The organism is Amycolatopsis kentuckyensis (genome assembly GCF_041679295.1).
GTDB classification, from domain to species: Bacteria; Actinomycetota; Actinomycetes; order Mycobacteriales; family Pseudonocardiaceae; genus Amycolatopsis; species Amycolatopsis kentuckyensis_A.
Window position 1 is genome coordinate 1 of the sequence record NZ_JBGDMD010000021.1, and the last position, 14,917, is coordinate 14,917.

A 14,917-nucleotide genomic window follows, 5' to 3' on the forward strand; every position below is an offset into this window, starting at 1 on the left:
CCCACCACGAACAAGCCCACCACGAACAAGCCCACCACGAACAAGCCCACCACCCCGATGCCCGATTGTGACTACGGCCGGCAGTACCGCGTCAAGGCGGGAAAGATGCCTTGACCCGGCACCGCCGGCCGTGTTCTGGCTTCGGATCGGGGTTGCGGGGAGGCCTGGGTGGGGTGCGGTGCGGGTTGATGCCTGCCCCGCCCTGGCCGCTCTGGCCCGAGAACCCGGCCTTGGCAGCCCTCTCAGCAGGTCTTCAGCGCGTGGACCTTTCGGCCGCCCAGTACCTCGCGGCCGCCGAGTGCGCCCAGTTCCAGGACCACCGACACGCCGTCGACCTCGGCTCCCGCGTCCTCCAGGAGCTTGCCCGTTGCCGCTACCGTGCCGCCTGTTGCCAGGACGTCGTCCAGGATCGCGATGCGCTGGCCCGGCTTCACCACGCCGGCCGGGAGCTCGACCGTCGCCGTGCCGTACTCCAGCGCGTAGTCCACCCGGCCCGCCACCTGCGGTAGCTTGCCCGGCTTGCGGATCAGCACCACGCCGAGGCCGCGGGCGTACCCGACGGCCGCGGCGAGGAGGAACCCGCGGGCTTCCACACCCGCGAGCGCCTCGACACCGGGTTCCAGCGTTTCCGCCAGCGCGTCGGTGACCGCCTTGAACGCGCCCGCGTCCGCGAAGAGCGGGCTCAGGTCGCGGAACAGCACGCCGGGCTCCGGGAAGTCCGGCACCTCGGCGATCAGGCCGAGGGCGTCGTCCAGCTCCACGTCAGCGCTTCCGCTTGCCCGCGGGCTTACCGGACGGGCGCTGCTTCTGGATCCGGGCGGGGACGCTGGCCGCGGCCGCGTACGCCCGCTCCTTGCGCAGCTCCTTCGCCAAGGCGTCGTCGTCCGAGGCGTCGAAGTCCTCTTCGCCCGCGGCCTTGCGCTCCTGGGTGACGCGGCGCTGGCGGACCCGCTCGGCCTGCTGCGCGTACTTCGGGTCGCGCATCTTGAAGTCGACCAGCAGCGGCGTCGCCAGGGCGACCGACGACAGGACGCCGACCAGCGTACCGGTGAGCTGCACCAGCGCGAGGTCCTGCAGTGTGCCCGAACCGAGCAGGACGTACCCGACGATCAGCAGGCCCAGGATCGGCAGCAGCGCGATGAACGCCGTGTTGAACGACCGCATCAGGGTCTGGTTGAGCGCCAGGTTGGCGGCCTCGCCGTAGGTGCGGCGGGTCAGCCCGAGCAGGCCGCGCGTGTTCTCGCGGACCTTGTCGAACACCACCACCGTGTCGTAAAGCGAGAACCCGAGGATCGTCAGCAGGCCGATCACGGTCGCCGGGGTGACCTCGAAACCGATCAGCGAGTACACGCCGGCCGTGACGAGGATGTCGTGCAGCAGCGAGACGAGCGCCGCCGCGGCCATCCGCAGGTCGAAGTAGATCGCCAGGAAGATGACCACCGCGACGAGGAACACGCCGAGCGCGATCAGCGCCTTCTGCGAGATCTCACCGCCCCAGGACGCGCTCACCGCGCTGTCGCTGATCGCCTGCACGCTGGGCTGGCCGTTGGTGCCCTTCGGCCCCAGGTCCTGGAACAGGCCCTGCTTGACCTTCGCGACGTCGGCCGCGTTCAGCGTGTCGGTGCGGATCTGGATGGTCGACGCCGCGCCGGTGCCGACCTTCTGCGCCTCGGCCGCCGGGCGGCCGAGTGCCTTCTCGAACGAGTCCTTCGCCTGCTGCTCGGTGATCACGCCGTGCGTGCCGTTGGCGGGCATCTGGATCTGCGTGCCGCCCTCGAACTCGATGCCGAGGTTGAACCCGCGGATGATCATCGACGCGAGGCACACCAGCACCAGCGCGCCGAAGAAGACGTACCAGCGCTTGCGCTTGCCGACGACGTCGAAGGCGCCGGTGCCGACGTAGAGCCGGTGGAAGACGCTTTCCTTCTTGCCGGGCTTGGCGGCCACCTTGGTGTTGCCTTCGGCGTCCGTGCCCAGTTCTTCGACCCCCACGTCAGGCCTCCTTCACGTTCGCGCGGCCGACCGTGGTCGACTTCTTACGCTGCGAACCCACTTGCTGCACGGCGCCGAGACCGAGGTGCCTCGGATTGGACAGGAACGCGTTCTTCGACGTGGACACCATGGCCACCAGCGGGTGCGTCACCAGGTACACGACGACCAGGTCGAGCACCGTGGACATGCCGAGGGTGAACGCGAAGCCCTGGACGTCGCCGACCGCGATGACGTACAGGATGGCCGCGGCCAGGAAGCTCACCGCGTCCGAAGCCAGGATGGTGCGCCGGGCGCGGACCCAGCCGCGCGGCACCGCGGACCGGAACGTCCGGCCCTCCCGGATCTCGTCCTTGAGCCGTTCGAAGTAGATGACGAACGAGTCCGCCGTGATACCGATGGCGATGATCAGGCCGGCGATGCCCGCGAGGTCCAGCGTGTAGCCGATCCAGCGGCCGAGCAGCACCAGCACCGCGAACACCAGCGCGCCGGACAGGGCCAGCGACAGGATGGTGAGCACGCCGAGCAGCCGGTAGTAGAACAGGCAGTAGATGAAGACGACCAGCAGGCCGATGCCGCCGGCGATCAGGCCGGCCTGCAGCGAGGCCAGACCGAGGGTCGCCGACACCGTCGTGGCGTCCGAAGAAGCGAACGACAGCGGCAGCGAGCCGTACTTGAGGATGTCCGAGAGGTCCTTCGCCTCGGACTGGGTGAACTTGCCGGTGATCTGGGTGTTGCCGTCGAGGATCGCCACCTGGATGTTCGGCGCCGACACGACCTGCGTGTCGAGGACGAACGCGGCCTGCTGGTTGACGTTCTTCGAGGTGAAGTCCGCCCAGATCTTGGTGCCCTCGCTCTTGAAGCTGAGGTTCACCACCCACTGGCCGCGCTGCTGGTCGTAGCCCGAGGTCGCGTCGGCGATCTCGGTGCCCGGCAGGAACTCCGGCTCCAGCAGGTACTTGTAGGTGTCGTGGTCACCGCAGGCGACCAGCGGCAGCTTCGGGTCGTCGTTGCCCTCGAGGGGATCCTTGGCGTTGGGTGCGCAGGTCAGCGCCGCCATCGCCTTCGCGAGCAGGTCCTGGTTCGGGGTGCCGTCGGCGCCGATCAGGTCCTTGTTCTGGCGGACCGCCTTCGCGGCCTGGATCTCCTGCGCGGTCTGCGCGTCCACCGAGCCGTCCGCGGGGGCCGGGGCCTGGCTCGACGCCGGCGGCGGCGTGGTGCTGCTGCTCGGCGGGGCCGGCGTGGTGCTCTGCTGCGGCGCGAGGGCGCCTGCGGCACCGCCACCACCGGCGGCCGGGCTCGACGGCGGCGCGCTCGACGAAGCGGGCGGCGCGGAGCTGCTCGGGGCGCCCGAGGTCGGGGTGCCGGTGGCCGGCGGCGGGGTCGTGGTCTGCGGCGGCACGACCGGCTGGGTCGCGTTCGCGACGACCTTGCGGAAGCCGAGCTTCGCGGTCTTGCCCAGGTTCTTCGCCTGGTCGCCCTGTTCGCCGGGGACGGTGATGACGACGTTGTTGCCGTCGAGGAGGACCTCGGTGCCGCTGACGCCGATCCCGTTGACGCGGCGCTCGATGATCTGGCGCGCCTGGTTCAGGGATTCCCGGGTGGGCTGGCCGCCGTCGGGGGTGCGGGCGGTGAGCGTGACCCGGGTGCCGCCTTGCAGGTCGATGCCCAGCTTCGGGGTCGGCTTGTGGTTGCCGGTGAGGAACACCAGCGCGTACAGCACGATCACGATCAGGGCGAAGAAGGCGAGATAGCGTCCCGGGCGGAGATGCCCGGCCGATGATGCCACGGTGCTTCGGTCTCCTCGGACTGGGTTGCCCCAACTATGCGGTGCCCGCCCGGAGGGTTACCGGGAGGGACTGTGTGCGATTCACTCCCGGGCACGGGTATGACGGCGGACACGCACGCAGCACCGAGACAGTACTCGGTGCTGCGTGAGCCCGGCGTGCGAGGCCACACCGACTTTCGTCGGGCGTTTCCGCGGCCCGCCCCAGGGTGCCGCGGGGGCCTACTTCTTGCCGTGCTCCAGCGGCGGGGCGACCTGAGCCGTGGTCTGCGGCTCCTCGTCCTTGATGCCGGAACTCGTCTCGATGATCGACTCCTCGGCGGGGGCCTCCGCCTCGTCCGCGGTGTCCTCGTCGGTCTCGACGACCGGCTCGACCTTCTCGCGGACCGCCAGCCGCAGCCAGGTGGTGACGACGCCCGGGGCGATCTCGATGTCGATCGTGGTGTCGCCCGAAGCGTCGGCGACGGTGCCGTAGAGACCGGAAGTGGTCATCACGCGGTCACCGGGGGCGATGCTGTTCTGCAGCTCCTGTTGCGCCGCCTGCTGCTTCTTCTGCTTCCGCGTGCTCATCACCAGCGGCACGGCGAGGACGAGCACGAGCAGCAGGGGCAGCAATAGCTGTTGCATGATTCTCCGTTCGACGGACACCGGGCCCAGCCGAAATGTCCGGTTTTTGGGTATGTGCTCCTGTCAAGTGTGCCAGGTACCAGCGCGGACGCCAGCACCCACCCGCCGGTGCGGGCCGTTCAGTCCTGCTCGGACGGCGACGGCCCGCCCTGGTCCGGGCGCCCCGGGAGGTCCGCGGGGGGCACCATGCCGAGGTGTTCCCACGCGGTCGCGGTGGCGACCCGGCCGCGCGGGGTGCGGGCGAGCATACCGGCGCGCACGAGGTAGGGCTCACACACCTCTTCCACGGTGGTCGCCTCCTCCCCCACGGCCACCGCCAGGGTCGAGATGCCGACCGGTCCGCCACCGAACGACCTGGTCAGCGCGGTGAGCACGGCCCGGTCGAGCCGGTCGAGCCCCAGCTCGTCGACGTCGTAGACGGCCAGCGCGGCGCGGGCGACGTCGCGGGTCACCTTGCCGTCGGCGCGGACCTCGGCGTAGTCGCGGACGCGCCGCAGCAGCCGGTTCGCGATCCGGGGCGTGCCGCGCGAGCGGCCGGCGATCTCCGCGCAGCCGTCGCGGTCGATCGGGATCTCGAGGATCGTCGCCGCGCGGCGGACGACCAGCTCCAGCTCGGCGTCGGTGTAGAACTCCATCTGCCCGGTGAAGCCGAACCGGTCGCGCAGCGGGCCGGTCAGCGAACCCGACCGCGTGGTCGCCCCGACCAGCGTGAACGGGGCGATTTCCAGCGGGATGCTGGTCGCGCCCGGGCCCTTGCCGACGACGACGTCGACCCGGAAGTCCTCCATCGCGAGGTAGAGCATCTCCTCGGCGGGGCGGGCGATCCGGTGGATCTCGTCGATGAACAGGACGTCGCCCGGCGCCAGGTTGGACAGCATCGCGGCGAGGTCGCCGGCCCGTTCCAGCGCGGGCCCCGAGGTGATCCGGATGGCCGCGCCCAGCTCCGCGGCGACGATCATCGCCATTGACGTCTTGCCCAGCCCGGGCGGGCCGGAGAGCAGGACGTGGTCGGGCGGCACCCCGCGGCGGCGGGCGCTCTCGAGCACCAGCTCCAGCTGCTCGCGCACGCGCGGCTGGCCGACGAACTCGTCGAGCTTGCGGGGCCGCAGCGTGCCCTCGACGGTGTCCTCGCCGGTCTGGGCCCACGCCGAGAGGGCTTCGTCTTCCTCCACGGCTTCATACTCCACGGCCGCGCCTACCGCTTCCGGCCGAGGGTGGCCAGCGCGGCGCGCAGCACGCTCGCGGTCGTGTGGCCGTCACCGTCGGCGAGGACCTTGTCGACGGACGCCTCGGCCTGCTTGGCCGGGAACCCGAGCCCGGCCAGCGCCTCGACGACCTCCGAGCGGAGCGCGCCGGGCGCGGTGACCGCGGGCGCGTCGCCGGAGCCGAGCGCGGTGACCTTGTCGCGCAGTTCGAGGGTGAGCCGTTCGGCGCCCTTGCGGCCGATGCCGGGCACCGAGGTGAGCACGGTGATGTTGCCTTCGACCAGCGCGGCGCGCAGCTTGTCGGGGTCGAGCACGGCGAGGGTGGCCAGCGCGAGCCGCGGCCCGATCCCGGACACCGTCTGCAGCAGCCCGAACAGCTCGCGCGCGTCGGCGTCGGCGAAGCCGAACAGCGTCAGCGAGTCCTCGCGTACGACCAGCGCGGTGTGCAGCCGGGCTTCTTCGCCGCGGCGCAGGGTCGCCAGCGTCGCCGGGGTCGCCTGCACCGCGAAGCCGACCCCGCCGACCTCGACCACGACGTGGTCCAGGCTGACCGAAAGGACTTCTCCGCGTACGGACGAGATCATCGTGCTGCTCCAGGGTTCTTGGCTTGTTTCGCCGCCGCGGCGAGGCGGGCTTTGTGCGTACGGGCCATCTCGGCCGCCCGGGCTTCGGCTTCGGCGAGCCGGGCCCGCATCGGCTCGCGCCAGAGGTGGCAGATGGCGAGGGCGAGGGCGTCCGCGGCGTCGGCCGGCTTGGGCGCGACCTCGAGGTTGAGCAGCCGCATCACCATGGCCGTGACCTGCGCCTTGTCCGCCCGGCCGGAGCCGCTGACGGCGGCCTTCACCTCGCTCGGCGTGTGGAAGACGACCGGCAGGCCCCGGCGCGCGGCGGCCAGGGCGACGACGCCGCCGGCCTGCGCGGTGCCCATCGCGGTCCGGACGTTGTGCTGGGCGAAGACGCGCTCGACGGCCACGGCCTGCGGCTGGTACTTGTCCATCCACCGCTCGACCTCGTCGGAGATGCCGAGCAGGCGGTGGGCCAGGTCGGCGTCGGGCGGCGTCCGCACGACGTCGACGGCGACGCACCGGACGGCCCGGCCCTTGCCGCCGTCGACCACCCCCAGGCCGCACCTGGTCAGACCGGGGTCGACCCCGAGCACCCGCACCCGCTTTTCCCTCCGCCGCGAACACCAGTTCGAGCCTGCAGGCTACTGGGCGCGTCTGCGGCAGGATGGCAGACATGCCGGAGCCGTCCGATTTCGTCACCCACCTGGGGCTGGCGCCCCTGCCGGTCGAGGGCGGGCGGTGGGCGCAGAGCTGGCGCTCGGCCGCCGGGTCCGCGATCTACTACCTGCTCGCCGCGCCGGAGCGCTCGGCGCCGCACCGGCTGGACCGCACCGAGGTCTGGGTGCACCACGCCGGGGCGCCGGCCGCGATGCTGCTGCTGCACCCGGACGGTTCGGTCGAGCGGCCGGTGCTGGGCACCGACGTCGCCGCCGGCGAGCGGCCGCAGGTCGTCGTGCCGGCGGGGACATGGCAGGCGGCGGTCACGCGCGGTCCGTGGAGCCTGCTGGGCACGGTCGTGGTGCCGCCGTACACCGACGACTGCGTGGAGTTCCGCGCCGCCGCCGACCTGGCTCTGCAGTACCCGGAAGCGGCCGCCGACCTGCGGGAGTTCTAAGGGCCGTCGACGCCCGGGGTCCAGCTTTCCGGGTCGCCGCTCTCGGTGAGCACCAGCTGCCACTGCGCGAAGCCCTCGGGCGCGTCCGGGTGCCAGGGGAACTTGCCCTCCGGCGTCGCGACGATCAGCTGCAGCGCCGGGAAGTCGCCGTCCGGGTAGATCAAGAAGGCCGTGCCGAAGTACTCCGGGTAGTGGCCCTTGTTGACGCGCTCGAGGACGACCGGGACGCCTTCGAAGAAGTCGTCGTAGCGGCGGCCGACCTCGAAGATCTCGCCGTTGGCCGCGCGGTCGACGTAGGCGTCGAGCAGCACCTGGCCCATCTGGTCGGGCAGCCCGACCACGACGGCTTCCGGCACGTGGTGCAGGGCCCACGCGCAGGCGGTGAAGCAGTAGCCGGCACCCTCGTCGTCCCCGGCGACCGTGATGACCGCGTTGCCGCGCTCCTTCGCCTGCGTCTCGATCCATTCGATCAGGCGCAGTTCTTCGGCGGACAGTTCGGCGGTGATGTCGGCGGAGGCGGGGGTCGTCGAGGTCACGGCGCACATTCTGCCTGAGGATCCCGCGGGAACACAGGGCCCGGGCCGGAAAGTTTCCGACCCGGGCCCTGTTTCCTTGCGGAGCAAGGGAAAACTCAGCCGACTTCGGCGAGCACCTCGTCCGAAACGTCGAAGTTCGCGTAGACGTTCTGGACGTCGTCGCAGTCTTCGAGGGCGTCGATCAGCTTGAAGACCTTCTTCGCGCCGTCGGCGTCCAGGGGGACGCTGACGGTCGGGAGGAACGTCAGTTCCGCCGACTCGTACTCGAAGCCGGCCTCCTGCAGGGCCTTGCGCACCGGCACCAGGTCGCCGCCCTCGGAGACGATCTCGAAGCTCTCGTCGAGGTCGTTGACCTCTTCGGCGCCCGCGTCGAGGACCGCCATGAGGACGTCGTCCTCGGTGGCCTCCGCCTTCGGCATGAGCACGACGCCCTTGCGGTTGAACATGTAGGCGACCGAGCCGGGGTCGGCGAGGGAGCCGCCGTTGCGGGTGAGCGCGGTGCGGACCTCCATCGCGGCGCGGTTCTTGTTGTCGGTGAGGCACTCGATCAGCACGGCCACGCCGTTGGGGCCGTAGCCCTCGTACGTGATGTTCTGCCAGTCGGCGCCGCCGGCCTCTTCACCGGCGCCGCGCTTGCGGGCGCGCTCGATGTTGTCCTGCGGGACCGAGTTCTTCTTGGCCTTCTGGATGGCGTCGTAGAGCGTCGGGTTGCCATCCGGGTCGCCACCACCGGTGCCCGTGCGGGCGGCCACCTCGATGTTCTTGATCAACCGCGCGAAGAGCTTGCCGCGCTTCGCGTCGAGGTTGGCCTTCTTGTGCTTCGTGGTGGCCCACTTGGAGTGGCCGCTCATCTCTCCTCCATCTGTTCCGTACCCCGGCCGGGCACCGCGTCTCAGGCTGCCTTCCGCGCGAGGTCGACGAACAGCCGGTGCACCCGCACGTCGGGCGTCAGCTCCGGGTGGAACGCGGTCGCCAGCACCGCCCCCTGCCGGACCGCGACGATCCTAGCGGTGCCGCCGTCCACACCGGGCACGCCGCTGACGGTGGCCAGCACCTCGACGCCGTCACCGGCCTTCTCGACCCACGGGGCCCGGATGAAAACGGCGTGCACTTCGCCTTCGACGCCGGCGAAGTCCAGGTCGGCCTCGAAGGAGTCGACCTGCCTGCCGAAGGCGTTCCGCCGCACGACGACGTCGAGGCCGCCGAGCTGCTGCTGGTCGGGCCGCCCGTCGAGGGTCTGCCGGGCCAGCAGGATCATCCCGGCGCACGACCCGAAGGCGGGCATGCCTTCGGCGATCCGCGCTTTGAGCGGTTCGAGCAGCTCGAAGCTCTCCAGCAGCCGCGACATGGTGGTCGACTCGCCACCGGGCAGCACGAGACCGTCCACTTCAGACAGCTCCCCGACCCGCCGGACGGGCACAGCGCGCGCACCGGCTTCTTCCAGCATGGCGACGTGCTCCCGCACGGCGCCTTGCATGGCGAGCACACCGATGACCGGTTCCGACGACACCCGACCTCCCGAAAGACCTTCCCACCAGCCTAGACGCTCTGTCAGTTCACTTGCGCGGCAGGTCAACCCCGGTCCCGCCGCCCGCCGCCCGGGTCTTGAATGAGTCATTCAGGACCTCCGGAGACCTGAATGAGTCATTCAAGACGTCCGGCACCCCACCGAGCGCCCCAAGGCGGCCTTGGTTGCGTCTCACGCACCCAAGGTGGCCTTCGGTGCGTAAGACGCACCGAAGGCCACCTTGGGACGCTGGCAACCCGCCAACAACGCCTTGTCCGAGCCGCGGCCATCCGAGCCGCCGGCCGAGAGCATCGCCGCGAATGGCGCATTCGCGGCGCCGGAGGTCCCGAAGCGTCATTCGCGACCTCCGCCGGCCGATCAGGGAACCCCGGCCAGCCTCAGCAGCGCCGCCGTCGCCGCCGCGGCCACCACCACCAGCACGAACGGTGCCTTCCGCCACGCCAGCACCCCCGCCACCAGCACCCCGGCCGGCCGGGCGAAGCCGGCGAACCCGTGTCCCTCCGTCAGCGCGCTCACCGCGACCAGCGCCGCCAGCAGCACCACCGCCGCCAGTGCCATCAGCCTCTCCGCCCGCGGCGACAGCTTCACCCGGCTGCGCAGCACCGGCCCGGCGAACCGGAACGCGAACGTCCCCAGTGCCAGCACCGCCGTGCCGACCAGCAGCTCCACCCCGTCCATCAGCTCACCTCCTGCAGTTCCGGCTCCTTCGCCACGGCCCCCACGACGACGCCCGCCAGCGCGAGCAGCACCGGCAGCCCGGCCGGCAGGAACGGCGTCGCGGCCAGCGCGACCACCACGCCGACCAGCACCGGCAGCCGCGCCGCCCGGTCGCGCAGCGACGGCAGCACCAGAGCCAGCAGCACCGCCGGGAACGCCGCGTCCAGGCCGAACACGTCCGTGTCGCTGATCGCCGTCCCCGCGAACGCGCCCGCGACCACGCCGAGGTTCCAGCAGGCGAACAGGCCGATCCCGCACGCCCAGTACGCCGCCCGCCGCCGGCCGACCTCGCGCTGGGCCAGCGCGAACGCCACCGACTCGTCGATCATCAGGTGACTGCCCGCCAGCCGGGCCGCCCACCGCTCGCCGAGCACGTCTCCGATCGCGAAGCCGAACGGCAGGTGCCGCGCGTTCGCCAGCAGCCCGGCGAGCACCGCGGCGAACGGGTTGCCGCCCGCGGCCACGATCCCGATGAACATGAACTGCGACGCGCCGGCGAAGACCAGCAGCGACATCAGCATCGGCAGCCACAGCGGGAAGCCCGAGCTCACCGCGATGGCCCCGTAGGACACCCCCACGAGACAATCGGCCAAGCAGACCAGGCCGATGTCACGGGCCAGGCCCCGATCGAGTGTTCGCCATATCGAACGCATGTGTTCTATGGTGAACACAGGGACCCATGTTCGTCAAGGCGAACAGAACGACCGATGGAGCGAACAGCAATGTCGCAGGAAACGACGGGCGCGCCGCTGGAGATCATCGCGGCGTCCCTGCGTCGCGAACGGACCCGCGCGGGCCTCTCCCTGACCGAGGTCGCGCGCCGCGCCGGGCTGGCCAAGTCGACGCTGTCCCAGCTCGAGTCCGGCACCGGCAACCCCAGCGTCGAGACGCTCTGGGCGCTCGGCGTCGCCCTCGACGTCCCGTTCTCGCGGCTGGTCGAGCCCGAACGGCCGAAGGTCCGCGTCATCCGGGCGGGCAAGGGCCCGACGGTGTTCGCCGAACACGCCGACTACGCGTGCACGCTGCTGTCGGCCTGTCCCCCGTCCGCGCGGCGGGACATGTACCTCATCCGGGCGGAACCCGGGACGCCGCGGCGGTCCGACCCGCACATGACCGGCGTGATGGAGCACATCGTGCTGTGCGCGGGACGCGCCCGGGTGGGCGTGCTGGAGGCCCCGGAGGAGCTGAACCCCGGCGACTACATCTCCTACCCGGGCGACGTCCCGCACATCTTCGAAGCCCTCGAGCCGGGCACTTACGGCGTCGAGATCTCCGAGTACGTCTAGCGGATCACCAGCCGCGCTCGGCGAGGCGGTGGGGCTCCGGGAGCTCCTCGACGTTGATGCCGACCATGGCCTCACCCAAGCCGCGCGAGACCTTCGCGAGCACGTCCGGGTCGTCGTAGAACGTCGTCGCCTTGACGATCGCCTCGGCGCGCTGGGCCGGGTTGCCCGACTTGAAGATGCCCGAGCCGACGAACACGCCCTCGGCGCCGAGCTGCATCATCATCGCCGCGTCGGCCGGGGTGGCGATGCCGCCCGCGGTGAACAGCACCACCGGGAGCTTGCCGTTCTGCGCCACTTCGCGAACCAGCTCGTACGGCGCCTGCAGCTCCTTCGCCGCGACGAACAGCTCGTCCTCCGGCAGCGACGTCAGCTTTCGGATTTCGGCGCGGATCTTACGCATGTGTGTGGTCGCGTTGGAGACGTCGCCGGTGCCGGCCTCGCCCTTGGAGCGGATCATCGCCGCGCCCTCGGTGATCCGGCGCAGGGCCTCGCCCAGGTTGGTCGCGCCGCAGACGAAGGGGACGGTGAAGGCCCACTTGTCGATGTGGTTGGCGTAGTCGGCCGGGGTGAGCACCTCGGACTCGTCGATGTAGTCGACGCCGAGGGACTGCAGCACCTGCGCCTCGACGAAGTGGCCGATGCGGGCCTTCGCCATCACCGGGATCGAGACGGTCTCGATGATGCCGTCGATCAGGTCGGGGTCGCTCATCCGCGCGACGCCGCCCTGGGCGCGGATGTCGGCGGGCACGCGCTCCAGCGCCATGACCGCGACCGCGCCGGCGTCTTCGGCGATCTTGGCCTGCTCGGCGGTGACCACGTCCATGATCACGCCGCCCTTGAGCATCTCGGCCATGCCGCGCTTCACCTTGGCGGTGCCGGTGACGGACTGGACGGTGCCGCCGGTGGCGGTGGTCTGCTGCTCGGACACGACGAGGCCTTTCGACACGAAATCGGGGGGGGGGGTACGCATCCGAGGGTAGGTCCGTGGTGGACCCTTCAAGCAGGCCAGTACGCGGGTATCTCAGGAGTCCACTTCCGGCACCCCCGCGACCAGGACTTCCGCAGCCCGCGTGCGTGCGTAGAGCACGTGACGTCCGGCACGGTGCCCGCTGACCAGGCCCGCGGCCTTCAGGATGCCCAGGTGCTGCGACACCGCCCCGGCGCTGAGCCGGGTCCGGCGGGCGAGCTCGGCGGTGGACGCCGGCGCGGTCAGCTCGGTCAGCAGCATGGCCCGGCCGCGGCCGACGACGGCGGCCAGCGCGCCGGGCGCGGTGGCGGTGCCGGTCTCCCAGAGCGTGGCGATCCCGCGCGGCGGGTAGCGCAGCACCGGCTGCCACCGCGGGTCGGTCTTCGAGAACACCCGCGGCCAGACGAACGCCGAGGGCACGAGCACCAGGCCGCGCCCGTCGAGCGGCACGGCCGCGTGCAGGTGGCGGTGCGCGACCGTGAGCGTGCCGCCCTGCCAGCGGACCAGCGGCGTCAGGTCGTTGAACAGCTCCGCGGCCCCGCCCTGGGCCAGCATCCGCGACCGGTGCAGCACGTCGGCCTCGAGCAGTGCGCGGATGCGCGGCCAGTCGGGCGCGAGCACGAGGTCCCAGTACCGCTCCATCAGCGTCGCGAGCCGGTCGAGCCCCGCCTCGGGCTCGCGGTGGAAGCGGTTCAGCGCGGGCGTGCGCGGCCCGGCCATCGCGTCCAGCTCGCGCCGGACGACCCGGGGCGGCACGTCGCGCAGGTCCGCGAGCTCGTCGGCGAGCTCGGGCAACGGCGTCGACGGCGTGGCGGCGAGGAAGCCGGGCAGGTGCCGCAGCGGGACGAGCTCGCGCAGCAGCCCGATGTCCAGCCCGGCCGCGTCGAGCGCGGCGGTGGCCCGCTTGACCCACGGCAGGTGCAGCGCGTGCTCCCCCGGCTGGTTCAGGACGCGGACGCTCGCCACGACCTCCCACGCCGGGGAGAACGCGAACCGGGTGTGCGCCAGGTCCTCTGTGGAGAATGCCAGGTCGAGCACGCGCTGCCTCTCTGCCGAGTGCCGCGGAGCTTACGTCTCTCCGATATGGACAGTCGAGCGGGGCGCCGAAAGCCCTTGCGGGAAAGCGAAAATTCCTCGCGGGTCATACTTCCGGGCGATCGCGAGCAGCCTCGGCAGGTTCACCCCGTAGTAGGCCTCCGCCCAGTGCGGCATCTCCGGGTCGAGGTAGTTGACGTAGCCGGTGCGGCCGAACTCCGGCCCGAGCCCGTCGCGCACCGCGGCGAGCGACCGCCGCGCGCCGGCCTCCCCGCCTTCTTCGGGCGCCGCGCCGTGCAGGAACTGGAGGCTGGCGAGCGCACTCCGGTACGGGAAGGCCGTTTCCCGAGCGCCGACGCGCGCGATGGCGCCGCCCGCCGAGTCCACGATCGTGCGGACGCCGGGGTCGCGGGTCAGCACGCCGACCACCGCGCCCGGGTCCGCGAGCGGCCGGGTCAGCATCCGCGACGTGCCGATGTAGGTCCCCCGGTCCGCGGCCGCCGACGGCCGGGACTCCTGGTCGTCGAACGAGCGCATCGCGCTCAGGTGGTCCTCGACCGCCTCCTCCCACTTCGTCGGCGCGGTGCCGACGCGGCGGACGAGGTCTTCGAGCAGCGCGTGCATCCGCGCGCGCGGGCCGAGGAAGGTGCCGCCGAGCGAAGCCTCGTTCCAGGCCAGGCCCATCCCCGACCACAGCTCGTCCGGCGCCGCCGGCTGCCACTCCTGCCACGCGGCGAGCAGCGCCGCCCCGGCGGCGGGCGGGAACTGGAGGGCGAAGGTGGCGACGTCGGCGACCGGCACCGTCCGGAAGGTGAAGCCGGTGACGATCCCGAAGTTGCCGCCACCGCCGCCGCGCAGCGCCCAGAACAAGTCCGGCTCGGCGGTCGCCGACACCGTCCGCACCCGCCCGTCGGCCGTGACGATCCGCGCCGCTTCCAGGTGGTCGCACGTCAGCCCGTACTTCCGGTCGAGCACGCCGACCCCGCCGCCGAGGGCGAGCCCGGCGATGCCGACCGTGCCGCAGCTGCCCGCCGGCAGGACCCGGCCGGCCGCGGCGAGCGTCGTCGAGATCGGGCCCAGCCGGGCTCCGGCGCCGACCGCCGCGCGACCGTCCGGACGCACCTCGATGCCGGAAAACCGGCTCAGGTCCACGACGATCCCGCCGTCCACTGTGGAATAGCCCGGATAGCTGTGCCCACCGCTGCGGGCCGCCACCGGCAGGCGGTGGCGCGCGGCGAAACCGACGGCCTCCTGGACGTCTTCGACGCGCGCGGCACCGACGACGGCGGCCGGCGTCCGGTCGTCGTACATCGTGAAGAAACCCTGCTTGGCCTCGGGATAGCCCGGGTCGCCCGGCCGGAAGAGCGGCCCCGAGAGCCGCTTCCGCAGCCGTTCCCAGTCGTCCGGCGGCGGCCACCCCGCCAGGCCCGCCACCGGCACCGCTCCGGAAATCCGCAAGAAAGCCCGCCTGTCCACGTCACTCCCCCTGCCCCGTGTCCCCCCGGGCATTCGGCTGGTCCCGGGGGCCCTGCCTTGCCGTGACCAGGGTAGCGGGTGTGTG

Annotated in this window: 17 protein-coding genes; 2 read left to right on the forward strand and 15 right to left on the reverse strand. The window is 71.8% G+C overall.

The genetic code is table 11. The annotated features are described in order from the left end of the window. Positions 1–242 precede the first annotated feature (242 nt). The 7 genes from ACERZO_RS48175 to ruvC all read right to left on the reverse strand — a co-directional run bounded on the left by ACERZO_RS48175 (position 243) and on the right by ruvC (position 6,772). Complete coding sequence (locus tag ACERZO_RS48175; protein WP_372672739.1) at positions 243–761, reverse strand: adenine phosphoribosyltransferase; 519 nt, start codon at positions 759–761, stop codon at positions 243–245. Between the two features lies 1 nt (position 762). Further along, the gene (gene secF, locus ACERZO_RS48180) at positions 763–1,992 is read right to left on the reverse strand and encodes a protein translocase subunit SecF (protein ID WP_372672740.1); all 1,230 of its coding nucleotides are present in this window, start codon (positions 1,990–1,992) and stop codon (positions 763–765) included. 1 nt (position 1,993) lies between these two features. Further along, entirely contained in the window at positions 1,994–3,778 is a 1,785-nt protein-coding gene (secD, locus tag ACERZO_RS48185) for a protein translocase subunit SecD (protein WP_372672742.1), read from the reverse strand. Between the two features lie 219 nt (positions 3,779–3,997). Continuing rightward, positions 3,998–4,402, reverse strand: a complete 405-nt coding sequence (yajC, locus tag ACERZO_RS48190; RefSeq protein ID WP_372672743.1) for a preprotein translocase subunit YajC — start codon at positions 4,400–4,402, stop codon at positions 3,998–4,000. 119 nt (positions 4,403–4,521) lie between these two features. Further along, positions 4,522–5,589, reverse strand: a complete 1,068-nt coding sequence (gene ruvB, locus ACERZO_RS48195) for a Holliday junction branch migration DNA helicase RuvB (protein ID WP_372672744.1) — start codon at positions 5,587–5,589, stop codon at positions 4,522–4,524. A gap of 8 nt (positions 5,590–5,597) precedes the next feature. Continuing rightward, a complete protein-coding gene (ruvA, locus tag ACERZO_RS48200) occupies positions 5,598–6,191 on the reverse strand; it encodes a Holliday junction branch migration protein RuvA (protein WP_372672745.1) in 594 nt (197 codons plus the stop codon). Continuing rightward, positions 6,188–6,772 (reverse strand): crossover junction endodeoxyribonuclease RuvC, encoded by a 585-nt coding sequence (gene ruvC, locus ACERZO_RS48205; RefSeq protein WP_372672746.1) that lies wholly within the window; start codon positions 6,770–6,772, stop codon positions 6,188–6,190. The genes ruvA and ruvC overlap by 4 nt, the downstream gene beginning before the upstream one ends. Before the next feature lie 74 nt (positions 6,773–6,846). On the opposite strand from ruvC, the gene ACERZO_RS48210 reads away from it, so the two are divergent. Beyond that, positions 6,847–7,287, forward strand: coding sequence for a cupin domain-containing protein (locus ACERZO_RS48210; protein ID WP_372672747.1), 441 nt, complete (start codon positions 6,847–6,849; stop codon positions 7,285–7,287). Here ACERZO_RS48210 and ACERZO_RS48215 read toward each other — a convergent pair. The 5 genes from ACERZO_RS48215 to ACERZO_RS48235 form a co-directional block, all read right to left on the reverse strand. Then, positions 7,284–7,832 carry a DUF4262 domain-containing protein gene (locus ACERZO_RS48215; protein WP_372672748.1) on the reverse strand — a complete coding sequence of 183 codons (549 nt, stop codon included), beginning with the start codon at positions 7,830–7,832 and terminating at the stop codon, positions 7,284–7,286. The genes ACERZO_RS48210 and ACERZO_RS48215 overlap by 4 nt on opposite strands. A gap of 86 nt (positions 7,833–7,918) precedes the next feature. After that, on the reverse strand, positions 7,919–8,674 hold the full coding sequence (locus ACERZO_RS48220) for a YebC/PmpR family DNA-binding transcriptional regulator (protein WP_086675256.1): 756 nt from the start codon (positions 8,672–8,674) through the stop codon (positions 7,919–7,921). Positions 8,675–8,715: 41 nt separating this feature from the next. Then, positions 8,716–9,333, reverse strand: a complete 618-nt coding sequence (gene pdxT, locus ACERZO_RS48225) for a pyridoxal 5'-phosphate synthase glutaminase subunit PdxT (protein ID WP_372672749.1) — start codon at positions 9,331–9,333, stop codon at positions 8,716–8,718. A gap of 375 nt (positions 9,334–9,708) precedes the next feature. Next, on the reverse strand, positions 9,709–10,029 hold the full coding sequence (locus ACERZO_RS48230) for an AzlD domain-containing protein (protein ID WP_257925815.1): 321 nt from the start codon (positions 10,027–10,029) through the stop codon (positions 9,709–9,711). Continuing rightward, complete coding sequence (locus ACERZO_RS48235; RefSeq protein ID WP_372672750.1) at positions 10,029–10,721, reverse strand: AzlC family ABC transporter permease; 693 nt, start codon at positions 10,719–10,721, stop codon at positions 10,029–10,031. Before ACERZO_RS48235 ends, ACERZO_RS48230 begins: the two co-directional genes overlap by 1 nt. Positions 10,722–10,790: 69 nt before the next feature. On the opposite strand from ACERZO_RS48235, the gene ACERZO_RS48240 reads away from it, so the two are divergent. Then, positions 10,791–11,354: a helix-turn-helix domain-containing protein gene (locus ACERZO_RS48240; protein WP_086675259.1), complete on the forward strand. Its 564-nt coding sequence runs from the start codon at positions 10,791–10,793 to the stop codon at positions 11,352–11,354. 4 nt (positions 11,355–11,358) lie between these two features. On the opposite strand, the gene pdxS is transcribed toward ACERZO_RS48240, so the two are convergent. The 3 genes from pdxS to ACERZO_RS48255 form a co-directional block, all read right to left on the reverse strand. After that, entirely contained in the window at positions 11,359–12,300 is a 942-nt protein-coding gene (gene pdxS, locus ACERZO_RS48245; protein WP_372672796.1) for a pyridoxal 5'-phosphate synthase lyase subunit PdxS, read from the reverse strand. A 75-nt stretch (positions 12,301–12,375) separates the two neighbouring features. Continuing rightward, positions 12,376–13,359 (reverse strand): DUF5937 family protein, encoded by a 984-nt coding sequence (locus ACERZO_RS48250; protein ID WP_372672751.1) that lies wholly within the window; start codon positions 13,357–13,359, stop codon positions 12,376–12,378. A 30-nt stretch (positions 13,360–13,389) separates the two neighbouring features. Next, positions 13,390–14,832, reverse strand: coding sequence for an FAD-binding oxidoreductase (locus tag ACERZO_RS48255; protein ID WP_372672752.1), 1,443 nt, complete (start codon positions 14,830–14,832; stop codon positions 13,390–13,392). Between the last annotated feature and the right edge of the window lie 85 nt (positions 14,833–14,917).

Bases quoted from the DNA above. Each gene is read 5' to 3' on its own strand.
- ACERZO_RS48210 (WP_372672747.1), top strand. From the start codon at position 6,847: ATGCCGGAGCCGTCCGATTTCGTCACCCACCTGGGGCTGGCGCCCCTG.
- ACERZO_RS48230 (WP_257925815.1), bottom strand. From the start codon at position 10,029: ATGGACGGGGTGGAGCTGCTGGTCGGCACGGCGGTGCTGGCACTGGGG.
- ACERZO_RS48235 (WP_372672750.1), bottom strand. From the start codon at position 10,721: ATGCGTTCGATATGGCGAACACTCGATCGGGGCCTGGCCCGTGACATC.
- ACERZO_RS48215 (WP_372672748.1), bottom strand. From the start codon at position 7,832: ATGTGCGCCGTGACCTCGACGACCCCCGCCTCCGCCGACATCACCGCC.
- yajC (WP_372672743.1), bottom strand. From the start codon at position 4,402: ATGCAACAGCTATTGCTGCCCCTGCTGCTCGTGCTCGTCCTCGCCGTG.
- ACERZO_RS48240 (WP_086675259.1), top strand. From the start codon at position 10,791: ATGTCGCAGGAAACGACGGGCGCGCCGCTGGAGATCATCGCGGCGTCC.
- ACERZO_RS48220 (WP_086675256.1), bottom strand. From the start codon at position 8,674: ATGAGCGGCCACTCCAAGTGGGCCACCACGAAGCACAAGAAGGCCAAC.
- ruvA (WP_372672745.1), bottom strand. From the start codon at position 6,191: ATGATCTCGTCCGTACGCGGAGAAGTCCTTTCGGTCAGCCTGGACCAC.